General features: G+C 72.2%; 15 protein-coding genes. 8 read left to right on the forward strand and 7 right to left on the reverse strand.

The features are described 5' to 3' along the window. Positions 1-61: 61 nt before the first annotated feature. On the reverse strand, positions 62-580 hold the full coding sequence (locus DK427_RS18090; RefSeq protein ID WP_109952474.1) for a phosphate-starvation-inducible PsiE family protein: 519 nt from the start codon (positions 578-580) through the stop codon (positions 62-64). 304 nt (positions 581-884) lie between these two features. Between DK427_RS18090 and DK427_RS18095 the strand changes: the two genes are divergently transcribed. Beyond that, positions 885-1064 carry a hypothetical protein gene (locus DK427_RS18095; RefSeq protein WP_109952475.1) on the forward strand — a complete coding sequence of 60 codons (180 nt, stop codon included), beginning with the start codon at positions 885-887 and terminating at the stop codon, positions 1062-1064. 12 nt (positions 1065-1076) lie between these two features. Here the strand turns inward: DK427_RS18095 and DK427_RS18100 are convergent, their stop codons facing one another. From DK427_RS18100 to DK427_RS18115, 4 genes are all read right to left on the reverse strand, one after another. Next, positions 1077-1376, reverse strand: coding sequence for a hypothetical protein (locus tag DK427_RS18100; protein ID WP_245930623.1), 300 nt, complete (start codon positions 1374-1376; stop codon positions 1077-1079). A gap of 104 nt (positions 1377-1480) precedes the next feature. After that, positions 1481-1837, reverse strand: coding sequence for a hypothetical protein (locus DK427_RS18105; protein ID WP_109952476.1), 357 nt, complete (start codon positions 1835-1837; stop codon positions 1481-1483). 106 nt (positions 1838-1943) lie between these two features. Further along, positions 1944-2792: a glutamine amidotransferase-related protein gene (locus DK427_RS18110; RefSeq protein WP_109954254.1), complete on the reverse strand. Its 849-nt coding sequence runs from the start codon at positions 2790-2792 to the stop codon at positions 1944-1946. Between the two features lie 269 nt (positions 2793-3061). Beyond that, positions 3062-3808, reverse strand: coding sequence for a DUF4336 domain-containing protein (locus tag DK427_RS18115; RefSeq protein ID WP_109952477.1), 747 nt, complete (start codon positions 3806-3808; stop codon positions 3062-3064). A gap of 188 nt (positions 3809-3996) precedes the next feature. Here DK427_RS18115 and gudD point away from each other — a divergent pair, with 188 nt between their 5' ends. The 3 genes from gudD to DK427_RS18130 all read left to right on the forward strand — a co-directional run bounded on the left by gudD (position 3997) and on the right by DK427_RS18130 (position 7341). Further along, on the forward strand, positions 3997-5358 hold the full coding sequence (gudD, locus tag DK427_RS18120; RefSeq protein ID WP_109952478.1) for a glucarate dehydratase: 1362 nt from the start codon (positions 3997-3999) through the stop codon (positions 5356-5358). A gap of 125 nt (positions 5359-5483) precedes the next feature. Then, positions 5484-6248 carry an HpcH/HpaI aldolase family protein gene (locus tag DK427_RS18125; RefSeq protein WP_109952479.1) on the forward strand — a complete coding sequence of 255 codons (765 nt, stop codon included), beginning with the start codon at positions 5484-5486 and terminating at the stop codon, positions 6246-6248. Between the two features lie 208 nt (positions 6249-6456). Next, positions 6457-7341, forward strand: coding sequence for a 2-hydroxy-3-oxopropionate reductase (locus DK427_RS18130; protein ID WP_109952480.1), 885 nt, complete (start codon positions 6457-6459; stop codon positions 7339-7341). A 159-nt stretch (positions 7342-7500) separates the two neighbouring features. Here the strand turns inward: DK427_RS18130 and DK427_RS18135 are convergent, their stop codons facing one another. Next, on the reverse strand, positions 7501-9582 hold the full coding sequence (locus tag DK427_RS18135; protein WP_245930624.1) for a putative bifunctional diguanylate cyclase/phosphodiesterase: 2082 nt from the start codon (positions 9580-9582) through the stop codon (positions 7501-7503). A gap of 498 nt (positions 9583-10080) precedes the next feature. On the opposite strand from DK427_RS18135, the gene DK427_RS18140 reads away from it, so the two are divergent. Next, positions 10081-11106 (forward strand): KpsF/GutQ family sugar-phosphate isomerase, encoded by a 1026-nt coding sequence (locus DK427_RS18140; RefSeq protein ID WP_109952482.1) that lies wholly within the window; start codon positions 10081-10083, stop codon positions 11104-11106. Positions 11107-11334: 228 nt separating this feature from the next. Here the strand turns inward: DK427_RS18140 and DK427_RS18145 are convergent, their stop codons facing one another. Continuing rightward, on the reverse strand, positions 11335-11559 hold the full coding sequence (locus tag DK427_RS18145) for a hypothetical protein (RefSeq protein WP_109952483.1): 225 nt from the start codon (positions 11557-11559) through the stop codon (positions 11335-11337). 131 nt (positions 11560-11690) lie between these two features. Here DK427_RS18145 and DK427_RS18150 point away from each other — a divergent pair, with 131 nt between their 5' ends. The 3 genes from DK427_RS18150 (at position 11691) to DK427_RS18160 (ending at position 14013) form a co-directional block, all read left to right on the forward strand. After that, entirely contained in the window at positions 11691-12680 is a 990-nt protein-coding gene (locus tag DK427_RS18150) for an AEC family transporter (protein WP_109952484.1), read from the forward strand. Between the two features lie 482 nt (positions 12681-13162). Next, positions 13163-13609 carry a Ros/MucR family transcriptional regulator gene (locus DK427_RS18155; RefSeq protein ID WP_109952485.1) on the forward strand — a complete coding sequence of 149 codons (447 nt, stop codon included), beginning with the start codon at positions 13163-13165 and terminating at the stop codon, positions 13607-13609. 218 nt (positions 13610-13827) lie between these two features. Further along, positions 13828-14013: a hypothetical protein gene (locus DK427_RS18160; protein WP_109952486.1), complete on the forward strand. Its 186-nt coding sequence runs from the start codon at positions 13828-13830 to the stop codon at positions 14011-14013. Positions 14014-14191 lie beyond the last annotated feature (178 nt).

The following is a 14191-nucleotide window of genomic DNA, read 5'->3' on the forward strand; positions in this document are numbered from 1 at the left end:
CGGGGCTCTCTGTACCGTTCGTGACAGGGATGCAGCCTCGGGCTCCGCCCGGCGGTGCCGGTCACGCCCCGCTCTCCTCCCCGGCTGGCCGGTTGTCGTCGCGGGCACGGTGGAGCAGGAAGATCGACAGCACGAGCGCCAGGATCAGGCCCGCCAGTACCCCGAGCTCGATCATCGAGGCCCGGAACAGGGCCTCCTTCTCGGGCGTCCAGTCCTGGCCGTGCATCACCTCGGCCGATTGCAGCGTGACCACCAGCACCCGCCGGATCGAGGCGATCAGCCCGACGATCAGGAACGGCTCGCAGGTCAGCCGCCCGGAGCGCATCGAGACCCGCACCGTGTGCAGGATCTCGACCAGCATCAGCAGGAACAGCAGCCGGTCCACCACCTCCAGGAGTTGCGGCGCCCGGCCGTAGGCATGGACTGCCTCCAGGGTCAGGCGGCCGGCATCGAACAGCGCGAGCAGCGCCGTCACGGCGAGCAGCAGGCCGAGGATGGCGTAGATCGCGTGCTCGGTGTGCAGGAATAGGAAGGTCGAAGCCCGCGTCAGCGCGCCCGGCTCCTCGCTCTTGTCGGCCATGCGTGTGGGCCCTCCCGCGGCGGGCCGGCACGGAGCCGGTCGGCGTCGCCGTTTCGGGGATCTTGATCCTAAGCTGCGCCGTCCGCAATGCCTGTCCGGCCGCGCCGGGCCCGGAAGCTTGTCAGAGGATCGAGGGCAGCCATCATACAGGATAGATTATTTTCTATTCAGACCCATCGAACTTACCTGTTCGGTGCGACGCACTGCGCGCGAAGAGAATGGTAATATCGAATGCGCGACTGTCGCGGAGGAACTTTGCGGAGATAAGGACTTTGCTCCGTGGAAGCCCGCGGAGAATTTCGACATGCCGGACAACGATTATCTCATCATCATCCTGGCGGTCGCCACCCTGGCCATCGTGCTCGTGGTGGCCGCCTACTTCAGGCGCCGGGTCGCGCAGTCGAAGGGCGATCCCCGGCGCTCCAGCTTCACCGAGCACCACGGCGGGCCGCCGCGCCCCAACCGGCCCGGAACGGAGCATTGAGGCGGGGGCGCGTCAGGGCGCCGCGTGATGCGCGGCGTGGCGGGGGCCGGGGCCGGTCGGGATTCCCGGGAGCCGGTCCGGCACCTGGGCCGGGTTCGGCGGCTCGTCCACGTCCGGGTCGGGGCCCGGCACGCGCGGGCCGGTCGGCTCCGTATCGGGATCCTCCGGCGGCGGCAGGTTCGGCGGCGGCATCTCGCCGGGGTTGGGGGGCGTCGGGATGCCCGGAGGGATCCCTGGCGGCATGCCCGGGTTGACGAGGCGCCGCGGCGGATGGTCCGGGGTCGGTGCGCGGGCGGGCATGACGGTGGCCATGCAGGGCTCCCTGTGTCCGTGCTCTTGTCCGTGCTCTGGACCACCCTGACGTGGGGCCGGATCCCGCGATCGCAACCCGGTCCGCGCGCCCGCCGGAGCAGGCCTCAGCAGCCGACGCAGATGCCGGTGTCGAGGGAGCGGTCGCGGCCGGTGCGGCCGGCGCGCACGCCCGAGTGGCGCGGACCGCCGGCCGAGAAGCCGCCGCGCCGCAGAACCACGCCCGGCACGACGATGGGGGCCGGGGCGAACTGCACGTTGCGCTGGGCCTGCATCCGCAGGGTGTTCAGCTCGCTCGTCTGCGAGAGCTGCTGCGAGCGCATGTCGCTCTGGTAGGAGAGCGAGCGGTTCCAGCTGTTCAGGTCGGGCGTGACCTGGGCCTCGGCCGCACCGGGCAGGGCGAGGGCGGCGAGAAGGCACAGGGTCGGCATCCGGAGGGTCGGGGTCCGCGTCGGAATGCGCATGGTCCACCTCGGGGCTGACGGGATCGTGGTGCTGGCGCGATGCTATCAGGAACGACGCGCCCGCGCCTGCCCGGTTCCGGCGTGCCGCTGCGGCATGCTCGGCCCGTCAGCGCCGCGCGGCGCGCGGGCGCACCAGATGGGCCAGGAAGTTGCCGATCTCGCGCCGGCGGCGAGGCGCCTCCAGCACCTCGGGGCCGAGCCCGTGGCGCCAGGCGAGGTCGGGCCGGTCGCCCGACCCGAGCAATCCCACCTCGTCGGCGTAGGCGGTGAGCGCCGCGCCGTCCCGGCACAGCCCGGACTTGAGGATGTCGGGCTCGGACAGGCGCAGCATCGCGGAGAGCGCGCCGAAGTCGAGTTCCGGATGGTACTGCGTGCCCCAGAAGGTGCCCGCCCCGAGCCGGAGCGCCAGCGCCTGCACGTCGAGCAGGCCGTTCCCGGCCAGCACCTCCGCGCCGGGCGGCGGCTCCAGCACCGCGTCGAGATGCATCGCGGGCGCGTCCCAGGTCGGCGGCCGACCGGCCAGCAGCGGGTGCTCCCGCCCCGGCCCCGTCGGCACGAGGCGCCGGGCGAAGCCGTATTCGGGTCCGCGCGGGTTCGGTCCGGCGGATCCGCCGGCGGCCGCGGCGGCGAGCTGGACGCCCCAGCATGAGCCGAAGACTGGCAGGCCGGCCTCCAGGGCCGTCCGCATCAGGGCGCGCTGGCGCCGCACCGGCTCGCTGTCGTCGCTGACGTGGAGCTGCGAGCCGGTGAAGACCACGCCGTCGAAGCCCGCGAGATCCGCGCCCGCCGGCAGCGCGGCTCCGGTATCGGCCGGTTCGAGGATCGTGCAGGCCGCGTCAGGGGCGAGTTCGGCCAGGAGCGCGGCGTAGGCCTCGGCCGAGGTCTCGCCCGTAGCGCGGACGTGCTCACGGCGCGCCTCGGCCACGTTTCCGTCGGCCACAAGGATCTGGATCATCGGGATAAGGGGCTGGCCAAGGGCGCCCAACAAGCGGCGCGGTTCGGCCAACGACGGCCGCGCCCCTGCCGTTCCGGTTGGCGGCCGAGGCGGGTCGTCGCAGCGGGAGTGTTATGGAGTCGAGAGGTCGAGACCTCTCGCGGGTGCAGGGCAGAGCCCTGCTGTTGATCTCTGCCCCCGGCACAGGCGGGGGCAGAGATCAAATCCGGGGCTGCGCGCCTCGGGCCCCGCCTCAGGGCCTTGGGCCCTTAGGGATCCCAGGACCATCCTCACGGAAGCAGCCAGCGCAGGGAGCGGCGCAGCGCCGCGGCACCGTTGCGGGCGAACCACGCGCCGTGGGCGAAGAGGACCCGCTCGGGCGCGAGCGCCACGAGCGCCGCCGCCGCCCGCGCGGCCTCGGCCCCGCCCAGGCGGACCGCGCCGCGCAGATAGGCCGGCGCCCGTCCGTCCGGGGCGGTGATGCCGACCAGCCGCGCCAGCGGGCGCATCCAGAGGGGCAGCCGTTCGGGCTCCAGGTTGAGCACGAGGTCGGTGAGGATCAGGCTGCGCGAGGCCTCGTGGAAGAAGGCCACCTCGCGAAAGCCGAGGCCTCCCGGCACCACCACCTGCCGCAGGTCGCCGGCCCAGTCGGGCGGCGGCGCATCGCCGAGGTCGCGGTCGAGGCGCAGGCCCGCGCGCATCCGCCGCCGCACCTGCCCCCGGTGGCGCAGGTTCGGCGCGGCCCAGGTCACGGCTTCCGGGCAGTGGTGCTGCCAGTCCCGCAGCAGGGTCCAGTGCGCGATGTTCGGGGCCACGAGGTGGCGGATCGGCCCGAGTTCGCCGAGCGCCCGGTGCAGGCCAGGATCGTAGCGCGTCGGCGAGTGCAGCCAGAGCCCGCCATCCGCGAGGCGCACCACCGTCATCCGCACCGGCAGCGGCATCACGCCGGCCGCGCGCAGCGGCCCGCTGTCGACGATCCAGAGATCCTGCGCGACGGGCTTCGGCACATCGAGGGGCGGGTAGGTGACGTCGGTCACGGGCGATCCTGATCGTGGGCTCGGCGGGTCAATCCGGCCCGTGCGCCCGGAGTTCTAGCCGGCGCCGATCGATGCATTCGAAGCATCGATTGATCTAGCCTTTGGCTTGGACCTGCATCGGCGGGGTTTCTAGAACAGGATCGGCAAGAGCGGCGCGTCAGATGCCGTCGAATTCCGGGAGAACGCTCATGCTGGCCGATGCAGCCAAGGCGCCCGCGCGCGGGCTTTCGCGCGCCCCCACGATCACCGAGATGAAGGTCGTGCCCGTCGCTGGACGCGACAGCATGCTGCTGAACCTCTCGGGCGCGCACGGACCCTTCTTCACCCGCAACCTCGTGGTGCTCACCGACTCGACCGGCGCCACCGGCCTCGGTGAGGTCCCCGGCGGCGAGGGCATCCGCCGGACCCTGGAGGATGCCCGCGATCTCGTGGTCGGCCAGCCGCTCGGCGCCTGGAACCGGGTGCTCAACGCCATGCGGACCCGCTTCGCCGACCGAGATTCCGGCGGGCGCGGTCTCCAGACCTTCGACCTGCGCATCACCATCCACGCGGTCACGGCGGTCGAATCCGCCTTCCTCGACCTCCTCGGCCAATTCCTCGACGTGCCGGTGGCCGCCCTCCTCGGGGAGGGCCAGCAGCGCGACGCGGTCGAGATGCTGGGCTACCTGTTCTACGTCGGCGACCGCCGCAAGACGGATCTCGGCTACCGCGAGCCCACCGCCCGCGACGGCTGGTTCCGCCTGCGCGACGAGGAGGCGCTGACGCCCGAGGCCGTCGCGCGGCTCGCGGAAGCCGCCTACGAGCAGTACGGCTTCAACGACTTCAAGCTGAAGGGCGGCGTACTGGCGGGCGAGGACGAGATCGCCGCCGTCACGGCGATCCACGAGCGCTTCCCGCAGGCCCGCGTCACCCTCGACCCGAACGGCGCGTGGTCGCTCGAAGAGGCGATCCGGCTCTGCAAGGGCCAGGGCCACGTGCTGGCCTACGCCGAGGACCCGTGCGGGGCCGAACAAGGCTTTTCCGGCCGCGAGATCATGGCGGAGTTCCGCCGGGCCACGGGGCTGCCCACCGCCACCAACATGATCGCCACCGACTGGCGCCAGATGAACCACGCGATCCAGCTCGGCTCCGTCGACATCCCGCTGGCCGACCCGCACTTCTGGACGCTCGCCGGCTCGGTGCGCGTCGCCCAACTCTGCCGCGACCACGGCCTGACCTGGGGCTCGCACTCGAACAACCATTTCGACGTGTCGCTGGCGATGTTCACCCACGTGGCGGCGGCCGCCCCCGGCAACGTCACGGCGATCGACACGCACTGGATCTGGCAGGACGGCGAGCGCCTGACCAAGGAGCCCTTGCAGATCCGCGGCGGCCTCGTCGCGGTGCCGGAGCGGCCGGGCCTCGGGATCGAGCTCGACTGGGCCGAGGTGGAGCGGGCGCACGCCCTCTACCGCGACCACGGGCTGGGTGCCCGCGACGACGCGCAGGCGATGCAGTTCCTGATCCCGAACTGGACCTTCGACAACAAGAAGCCCTGCCTCGTGCGCTGAGACCTCCGCTCCGCGGGCATCCGAACCCCGCGGAGCGCAAGCGCGACCGCGCGCCGCCGCCCATGCGGCGGATCGCGGGCGCCCCGGGAACTGGGGCTCCCGCACCCGAGCTAGAGGAGAACCCGATGGACGTCCTGACCAACCGCTTCAAGGCCGCGCTCAAGGCGGACCGCCAGCAGATCGGCCTGTGGTGCAGCCTCGCCAGCCCAATCTCGACCGAGATCGTGGCCGGCTCCGGCTTCGACTGGCTGCTCCTCGACATGGAGCACTCGGCCAACGACCTGCGCGACATCTACGGCCAGCTCCAGGCGATCATGGAGGGCGAGGCCCACGCCATGGTGCGGGTGCCGAGCGATGAGCCGATCACGATCAAGCGCATCCTCGACACGGGCGCGCAGTCGCTGATGATCCCGAACATCGACGACGCCGAGCAGGCCCGCCGGGCGGTGGCGGCGACCCGCTACGCGCCGCGCGGCGTGCGCGGCTTCTCGCAGGCGCCCCGCGCCGCCCGCTTCGGCCGGATCCCGGACTACCACGCCCGCTGCGAGAGCGAGATCTTCGTCGCGGTGCAGATCGAGTCGCGCCGGGCGCTGGACAACCTGGAGGAGATCGCGGGCGTGGAGGGCGTCGACGGCGTCTTCATCGGGCCCGGCGACCTCTCGACCAGCCTCGCCTATCTCGGCCAGCAGAACCACCCTGAGGTGGTGGCGATCATCGAGGAGACGGTGGCGCGCATCACCCGCACGGGCAAGCTCGCCGGCATCCTCACGGCCAACGAGGATCTGGCCCGCCGCTACATCGCGGCCGGCACCCGCTTCACGGCGGTCGGCTCCGACATGGGCGTGCTCGCCCGCCAGACCGAGGCGTTGGCCGCCCGCTTCAAGGGCTGACGCGCCACAACCCTCCCCCCTCCGTGGGGGAGGGTGCCGAGCGGAGCGAGGCGGGAGAGGGGACGGCGCTTCAGGCAGAGGCTCTGTCCTGCATGAAGGCTGCGGCCGGGCCGGAAACTGGGGTCCCCTCTCCCGACCCGCTTCGCGGGCCACCCTCCCCCGCAGAGGGGGAGGGAGAACGCGCCGCGCTATTTCAGGAGACCTCACCATGAACATCGGCTTCATCGGCCTCGGCATCATGGGCGCGCCCATGGCCGGCCACCTGATCGCGGGCGGGCACAGCCTGTTCCTGAAGAGCCGCCGCTCCGTGCCGGACGCCCTCCTGGGCGCGGGCGGCACCGCCTGCGCCAGCGCCGCCGAGGTTGCCGAGCGCGCCGACGTGATCATCCTCATGCTGCCCGACACGCCGGACGTCGAGACGGTGCTGTTCGGGCAGGGCGGCGTCGCCGAGGGGCTGAAGCCCGGCAAGACCGTGATCGACATGAGCTCGATCTCGCCGATCGCCACCAAGGACTTCGCGGCCCGGGTCGCGCAGGCCGGCTGCGACTACCTCGACGCCCCGGTCTCCGGCGGAGAGGTGGGGGCGAAGAACGCCGCCCTGTCGATCATGGTGGGCGGCTCGGAAGCCGCCTTCGCCAGGGCCGAGCCGCTGTTCAAGCTCATGGGCAAGACCGTGACGCATGTGGGCGAGAGCGGCGCCGGCCAGGTCGCCAAGGTCGCCAACCAGATCATCGTGGCGCTCACCATCGAGGCGGTGGCGGAGGGGCTGCTCTTCGCGTCGAAAGCCGGCGCCGACCCGGCCAAGGTCCGTCAGGCCATCACCGGGGGCTTGGCCACCTCGCGCATCCTCGAGCTGCACGGCGCCCGGATGATCGAGCGGACCTTCCAGCCGGGCTTCCGCATCGACCTGCACCGCAAGGACCTCAACCTCGCGCTGGAGGGCGCCAAGGCCCTGAACCTCGCCCTGCCGGCAACCGCGCTCGCCCAGCAGCTCTTCGGCGCCTGCGCGGCCAACGGCGCCGGCGGCCTCGACCATTCCGCCCTGGTGCGGTCGCTCGAGATCATGGCGAACCATCAGGTCGCCGAGGGCTGATCGGTCCCGGGATCTCCAAGGGGCGAGCTCCTTGGGCGGGGTCCCGGGGCGGCGCCCCGGGCTTGGCTCCTTCGACCCGGCAAAGCCGGGACGGAGGAGCCAAATGCAGGGCTCTGCCCTGCACCCGCCAAAGGTCTCGACCTTTGGAAACCAGAACTTTCAGGCTGCGGTCGCCCGGCCCCCGGACGCGTCCAGGAAGGCCGCGAGGTGCCCGGCCGGCATCGGCCGGCCCGTGAGGAAGCCCTGGATGTCGAGGTCGGCCTCCTCGGCCAGCAACCGGCGCTGCGCCTCGGTCTCTACGCCCTCGGCCGTCACCGCGAGGCCGAGGCCGCGCGCCAGCCCGACCACGGCCCGCACGATCGCCGTCGATTGCGGATTCTCGCTCAACTCGCGCACGAAGCTGCGGTCGATCTTGATCCGGCTCAGCGGGAAGCTGTGCACGAAGCTCAGGGACGAGTAGCCGGTGCCGAAATCGTCGAGCGCCAGCAGCGTGCCGAGCGCCCGCAGGCGTCCGAGCAGGTCGCGGGCCGTGTCCCGGTTCTCCAGGATCGCCGTCTCGGTGATCTCCAGTTCCAGCCGCGACGCGGGCAGGCCGGTACGCGCCAGCGCCGCCTCGACGCTGCCCAGGAAGGCCGCGCTGCGCAGCTGCGTCGGCGAGACGTTCACCGCCACGCTGAGATGGTCCGGCCAGCCCGCGGCCGTGCGGCAGGCCTCGCGCAGCACCCAGGCGCCGATCTCGGGCATCAGCCCGATCTCCTCGGCGAGCGGGATGAAATCGGTGGGCGAGACCGTCCGGCCGTCGGGCAGGTTCCAGCGCAGCAGCGCCTCGAACCCGACAAGGGCGCCGCTGCGATTGCGGAAGATCGGCTGGTAGTGCAGCGCGAAGCCGCCCTCGCACAGCGCTTGGCGCAGGTCGCGCTCCATCCCCCGCCGGGCGGCGGCCCGGTCGCCCATCCCGGGCTCGTAGCGGCGCCAGCCGTTGCGGCCCGCCTCCTTGGCCTGGCGCAGGGCGAGGTCGGCCGCCCCGAGCAGCGCGTCGGCGGTGTAGCCCGCCTCCCCGGCCACGGCGAGGCCGGCGCTGGCGCCGAGCGCGAGCGGGATGCCGTCGATCTCGTAGGGCTCGCCGACCGCCCGCACGACCCGCTCGGCGAGGCCCGCGAGGGCGCCTGTCGTGCGCGCCTCGACGACCACCGCGAACTCGTCGCCCCCGAGGCGGGCGACCAGATCCCCGCCGCGGACGCAGGCGCGCAGCCGCGCCGCGGCCTCGCGCAGGACCCCGTCGCCGAGCGCGTGCCCGAACGTGTCGTTGACCGCCTTGAACCGGTCGAGGTCGATGCGGAGCACCGCCGAGCGTGCCCGCGCCGCCCGCTCCGGCGCAGGCGCCCGGCGCAGGCGCTCGTCGAGATGGGTGCGCAGGGCGGCGCGGTTGGTCAGGCCGGTCAGCGGGTCGTGCCGGGCGAGGTGGCGCAGGCGGCCCTCGATCTGGCGCCGCTCGCTCACGTCCTCGAAGGTCGAGACCCAGCCGCCCGCCTCCAGGGCGCGGGTGCGGATCGACAGGGCGCTGCCGTCGCGCACGCATTCCGAGATCGCCGGCTCGCGCGTGCCCGAGGCCGGGCGCAGGTGGGTCCGGGCGAACAGGTCGGCCGCGCCGCCGCCGAGCACGCGGCGCAGGATCGGCACCAGCGGCTCGCCCGCCTCCAGCGCGCCGGCCTCCAGGCCCAGGATCTCGCCGAGCCGCGCGTTGGCGAGCAGGAGCCGCCCGTCCGCGCCGAGCAGGCAGAGCCCGTCCGTCATGTTGGACAGGGCGAGGTCGAGGTTGTCGGAGGCCGCCTTCAGCATCATCGCGGCGGCGCGCTGCTCGGTGCGGTCGCGGGTGATCTTGGCGAAGCCCACGAGCGCGCCGCCGTCGCGGATCGCGTCGATCACCACATGCGCCCAGAAGCGGGTCCCGTCCTTGCGCAGGCGCCAGCCCTCCGCCTCGAACCGGCCGGTCTCGTGGGCGGTCGCGAGCCCCCGCTCGGGCAGCCCCGCCGCCCGGTCCTCCGGCGCGTAGAAGCAGGCGAAGTTCCGCCCGACGATCTCATCGGCCGTGTAGCCCTTGGCACGCGCCGCGCCCGCATTCCAGTTCACCACCGTCCCGTCGGGCGCGAGCATGTAGATCGCGTAGTCCGTCACCCCCTGCACGAGCAGGCGGTACATCGCGTCGTCGTTCGAGAAGGCGGGCCCGCGCTGCCCGGGCACCGCGTCGGACGGATCGACGGCCGGAGGTGTTGGATCGGATGGAGAGCGGGTGGCGGATCGCATAATCGTTGCCGGTCCGGCTGCTGGTTCGTGCCACCCTCGCAGGGTGCCAATAAAGAATGATTAAAGCCCAGTCTGTTGCAAGATCATCCCGCCTATGTGGGCGCATCATTCCAGACTATGGTACATATTCACTAGTGCTATTCAGTTTTGCAATCGGAGGTTGTATTTTCTCCTGAGTGAAAACTCTGAATCTTCCGGGACTTCCGGGCGCTCCAGGCCATCGTCTCGACGCTCTCTCTCTCTCGCCGAACCGGCATCCCATTCGGCGGAGAGCGCTCTGGTCCGGCGCCCGACCCGCACGCCCGCGCCGGCCGCGGCTCCGGTGGAGCCGGCGAACCATCAAACAGCCGCATTTGGCCACGCTAACGGTCCGGCGGCACCGGTCGCGCGCTCTGCCCGCGCCGCCGCATCCCTTCCCGGCAGCGAGATCCGGATATGGTGGCGCGCGCGCAGGAGACCGTCGTCGAGTTCGAGCCGGACGCGGCCGGAGGACAGGCGGCGGAGATCTGCGCGGCGGGCCTGCAGAGCATCGAGATCGGGATGGGCGCGATGCGGGCGCTCGGCGCGGCGCTCGGCGGCGAGCTCGGCCCGGCCTTCGCGGCGGCGGTCGAGCGGCTGATCGAGACCGAGGGGCGGGTCATCGTCTGCGGCGTCGGCAAGAGCGGGCATATCGGCCGCAAGATCGCCGCGACCTTGGCTTCCACCGGCACGCCGGCCTTCTTCGTGCACCCGACCGAGGCGAGCCACGGCGACCTCGGCATGATCACGCCCGAGGACACGATCCTGGCGCTGTCGTGGTCGGGCGAGACCGCGGAACTCGGCGACCTCACCAACTTCTCGCGCCGCTTCTCGATTCCCCTCATCGCCATCACCTCGCGCGCCGACAGCTCGCTCGGCCGGGCCGCCGACGTGGTGCTGGCCCTGCCGCGGGTGCGCGAATCCTGCCCGCACGACCTCGCGCCGACCTCCTCCAGCCTGATCCAGCTGGCGCTCGGCGACGCGCTCGCGGTGGCGCTGCTGCGCCAGCGCGGCTTCACCTCCTCGCGCTTCAAGATCCTGCACCCGGGCGGCACGCTGGCCGCCCGCCTCAAGACTGTGCGCCAGCTCATGCACGCGGGCGCGGCCATGCCTGTGGTGGCGCGCGGCACGCCGATGTCGGAGGTGCTGGTCCGCATCGCCGAGCACCGCTTCGGCTGCGCGGGCGTGCTCGACGAGGCCGGCGCCATCGTCGGCATTGTCACGGACGGCGACCTGCGCCGCCACATGGGCCCGGCCCTACTCGCCACGCCGGTCGAGCAGGTGATGACGGCCCGCCCCGTCACCATCGAGCCCGACAGCCTCGCGGGCTCGGCGCTGGAGCTGATGAACCGCAAGCGCATCACCGCGGTCTTCGTGGTCGATGGCGGGCGTCCGGTCGGTCTGATCCACGTCCACGACCTACTGACCGCGGGCGTGGTCTGAGAAGCCGCATCCGCGAGCTTGGCCGCGCATTCTCGGTATACCAGACCGGCGTGCCGCGAAATTGTGCGTGCTTCGGATCTGGCTAGGATGTGGGCTCCTCCCAAGGGCTCATGGCCCTGCCTTCAGCCCGTTCGGCCCCGGCCGGGCGGGCTTTTTCCTGTTTGGGATCCCCGTTCCCGACCCGCCCGCGCAATCGTGCCAGCCGGAATGGACGCCTCGCAGACCCGCTCAAGCGCCACGATAGCCACCCGCCGGCCCGGGGCGCTCGCCTCCGCCCAGGTCGCGCCCGGCGGCGTCGGCCCCGTCGGGCGAGCCCATGTCGGCGGGCTCGCTCGCGCCCGGTGCCCGGCCGCCCTGCTGCCGCCCCTCCACGGGCCTGTCCCCGTAGGCCCGCGCCCCGGCGGGCGCCTCGGCGGGATTGGTCTCGGGTCTGGTGCTGTCGGGCTGGGTCATCGCATCGTTCCTCGTCGGGCGCTTCGGCGGCGTGGGGCTGCTGCCGGGGCAACCGCTCCGAACGGTGTCGGCTCCCGCCCGCGATAGGACGCGGCCCGTTTCTCCCTCCCCTCCACCGCCAGAGGCCCGCCATGCTCACGACGCTCGGGGTCGTGCTGCCGATCTTCGCCCTGATCCTTGCCGGCTGGCTGGCGCGGCGGACCGGCCTGCTCGGGCCCCACGCCGTGGCGGAGCTGAACCGCTTCGTGGTCTGGCTCGCCCTGCCGGCGCTGCTCTTCGACGTGATGGCCCGCAGCGTCGGTCCCGAGATCTGGCAACCGGGCTTCCTGGCCACCTTTGGCCTGAGCAGCGGCGCGCTGCTCGGCCTGACCGCGTGGCTCGCCCGGCGCCGGGGCCGGCCGCTGGCCGACGCGGCGATCGACGGGCTCAACGCTAGCTACCCGAACACCGGCTACATGGGCTTCCCCCTGGCGCTCGCCGCCTTCGGGCCCGCCGCGCTCGGGCCCACCACCATCGCGGTGATCCTCACGGTCTGCGTCGTCTTCGCCGGCGCGATCGTGCTGATCGAGGCGGGGCTCCAGGCCCGCGGCGGTGCCGAGGCGAGTGCGGAGGCGAGCGCGCGCCGCGGGCCGGTCGCCCTCACGGTGGCGCTGGCACTCGTCCGCAACCCGCTGCTCGTCGCCCCCTTCTGCGGGGCGCTAGTCCCACTCCTCGGGTTCGGCGTGCCGGCCCCCGTCGAGGCTTTCCTCAAACTCCTCGGCGGGGCCGCCTCGCCCTGCGCGCTGGTGGCGCTCGGGCTGTTCCTCGCCGAGCGGCGCGGAGTCGGGCCAAGCCCCGGCCCGGACCAGCGCGCGGACCGGCGCGCGACCGCGCGGCTCGCCGGGCTGAAGCTCGTCGCCCACCCGCTCCTCGCCTACGGGCTCGGACGCTTCGTGTTCGACCTGCCGCCGCTCGCGCTGCACACCGCAGTTCTGATGGCGGCCCTGCCCACCGGCACCGGGCCGTTCATGCTGGCGGAGTTCTACCGCCGCGAGGCCGCGCTCACCGCCGACACCGTGCTGGTCTCCACGGTGCTCTCCGTCGTCACGGTCTCGGCATATCTCGCACTCGTCGCGGGCTGAGGCTGGGGGCCGCGCCTCAGCGCCAGCCGAGCAGCACGAGGAAGCCCGAGAAGGTGAGGGCCGAGGCCATGAGGGTGAGCGCGGTGAGATCCATCACTGCCGGATAGGCGGCGGCCGGACGCTTGGCCAGCGTGCGAACGGTCGCTGCGGCAGCCTGACCAGTAGGCTCTTGATCGGTGCATAGCCGGCGCAGGATAGTATTCTCAGCCCCAGCGCGCCGCGGGTGGCATCGCTGTCGAGCAAGCTCTGCCGCAGACGGATCTGCCCCTTAGATTGATCTATGTTGTTTGCACAGGGTCGGCCTCTTTTCTACGCAGCTCAGCGCACGACGATATCTCCGGAATCGCTGCACGCCCGCGTGGATCTGTCCACAACATGCGCGCATGTTCGAGGAGGTTTGCGTGAGACTTCAGGGCTGAACCCTTGATCTTCGAGGCGGAATGGCAATCTTCAGGGCCACGGAGAACCAGGACGGATCACAGATGGCAGAAGAAGCGCTGGAGCAAGGACCCGACATCATCACCTTCGCGGGGGACATCGTCGCGGCCTACGTCTCGAACAATCCTGTGCCGGCCTCCGAGTTGCCGGCGCTGATCGGCAACGTCCACGCAGCCCTGGCGAACCTCGTCGGCGCGCCGGCCGCCGCGGCCGCGCCGGAGGAGCCCGTGGAGCAGCCGAGCCAGGCCCAGATCCGAAAGTCGATTGCCGAGGACGGGATCGTCAGCTTCATCGACGGCCGCGCCTACAAGACGCTGAAGCGCCACCTGACCAAGCACGGGCTGACGCCGCAGGCCTATCGCCAGCGCTACGGTCTGCCCGCTGACTATCCGATGGTGGCGCCGAGCTACGCGGCGCAGCGCTCTGCGCTCGCCAAGGAGATCGGCCTCGGCCGTCCGGCCCCGCAATCCGGGCGCCGCGACGCCGCCTGAGCCGCGTCGCACGCCGACGCGGAAAACCCGCCGCCCGTGAAACCGGGCGGCGGGTTTTCTTGATTTTGGCTCAGGATTTCCCGCTGTCGGCGGACATTCGCCGGACTTTGTCCAGTCCTGCCCAACCTTGAGGCTGGACCTCCCCGGCGCGAAGACTTATCCGGTTCGCCAAAGGTGCCGCGGCACGAATCGGCCCGGCCCCAACGGGAGGAGCCGTCATGGAACGGCAGAACGATCGTGAGGCGCGCTGGGCCGCGGAGCGGCACGCGCGCGAGGCGGCGCGCAGCCAGGCCGCCCTGCTCTGGTCGGCGATCCGGGCGGAGCGCCGGGCCGATGCGGATCCGGGGGCCCGGCTCAGGCCCCTCCTGCTCGCCGCGATGACCGACGAGGCCGGCGCACGCTGATCTCGGAGTCATGGGATCCCAAGGGCTTGAGGCCCTTTCGGCGCCTGAAGGCGCTGCGGGCGGGTCCCGGGGCGCGCAGCCCTGGGTTGGCCTTTTCGACCCGGCAAAGCCGGGACGGAGGGTTCAAATGCAGGGCTCTGCCCTGCACCCGCCAAAGGTCTCGACCTTTGGAAACCAG

It is taken from the genome of Methylobacterium radiodurans, from assembly GCF_003173735.1.
GTDB classification, from domain to species: domain Bacteria; phylum Pseudomonadota; class Alphaproteobacteria; order Rhizobiales; family Beijerinckiaceae; genus Methylobacterium; species Methylobacterium radiodurans.

Excerpts from the sequence above, each read along its gene's own strand:
- DK427_RS18160 (WP_109952486.1), top strand. The coding sequence starts at position 13,828 with ATGGAACGGCAGAACGATCGTGAGGCGCGCTGGGCCGCGGAGCGGCAC.
- DK427_RS18090 (WP_109952474.1), bottom strand. The coding sequence starts at position 580 with ATGGCCGACAAGAGCGAGGAGCCGGGCGCGCTGACGCGGGCTTCGACC.
- DK427_RS18125 (WP_109952479.1), top strand. The coding sequence starts at position 5,484 with ATGGACGTCCTGACCAACCGCTTCAAGGCCGCGCTCAAGGCGGACCGC.
- DK427_RS18155 (WP_109952485.1), top strand. The coding sequence starts at position 13,163 with ATGGCAGAAGAAGCGCTGGAGCAAGGACCCGACATCATCACCTTCGCG.
- DK427_RS18100 (WP_245930623.1), bottom strand. The coding sequence starts at position 1,376 with ATGGCCACCGTCATGCCCGCCCGCGCACCGACCCCGGACCATCCGCCG.
- DK427_RS18150 (WP_109952484.1), top strand. The coding sequence starts at position 11,691 with ATGCTCACGACGCTCGGGGTCGTGCTGCCGATCTTCGCCCTGATCCTT.
- DK427_RS18105 (WP_109952476.1), bottom strand. The coding sequence starts at position 1,837 with ATGCGCATTCCGACGCGGACCCCGACCCTCCGGATGCCGACCCTGTGC.
- DK427_RS18110 (WP_109954254.1), bottom strand. The coding sequence starts at position 2,792 with ATGATCCAGATCCTTGTGGCCGACGGAAACGTGGCCGAGGCGCGCCGT.
- DK427_RS18095 (WP_109952475.1), top strand. The coding sequence starts at position 885 with ATGCCGGACAACGATTATCTCATCATCATCCTGGCGGTCGCCACCCTG.
- DK427_RS18140 (WP_109952482.1), top strand. The coding sequence starts at position 10,081 with ATGGTGGCGCGCGCGCAGGAGACCGTCGTCGAGTTCGAGCCGGACGCG.
- DK427_RS18145 (WP_109952483.1), bottom strand. The coding sequence starts at position 11,559 with ATGACCCAGCCCGACAGCACCAGACCCGAGACCAATCCCGCCGAGGCG.
- DK427_RS18130 (WP_109952480.1), top strand. The coding sequence starts at position 6,457 with ATGAACATCGGCTTCATCGGCCTCGGCATCATGGGCGCGCCCATGGCC.
- gudD (WP_109952478.1), top strand. The coding sequence starts at position 3,997 with ATGCTGGCCGATGCAGCCAAGGCGCCCGCGCGCGGGCTTTCGCGCGCC.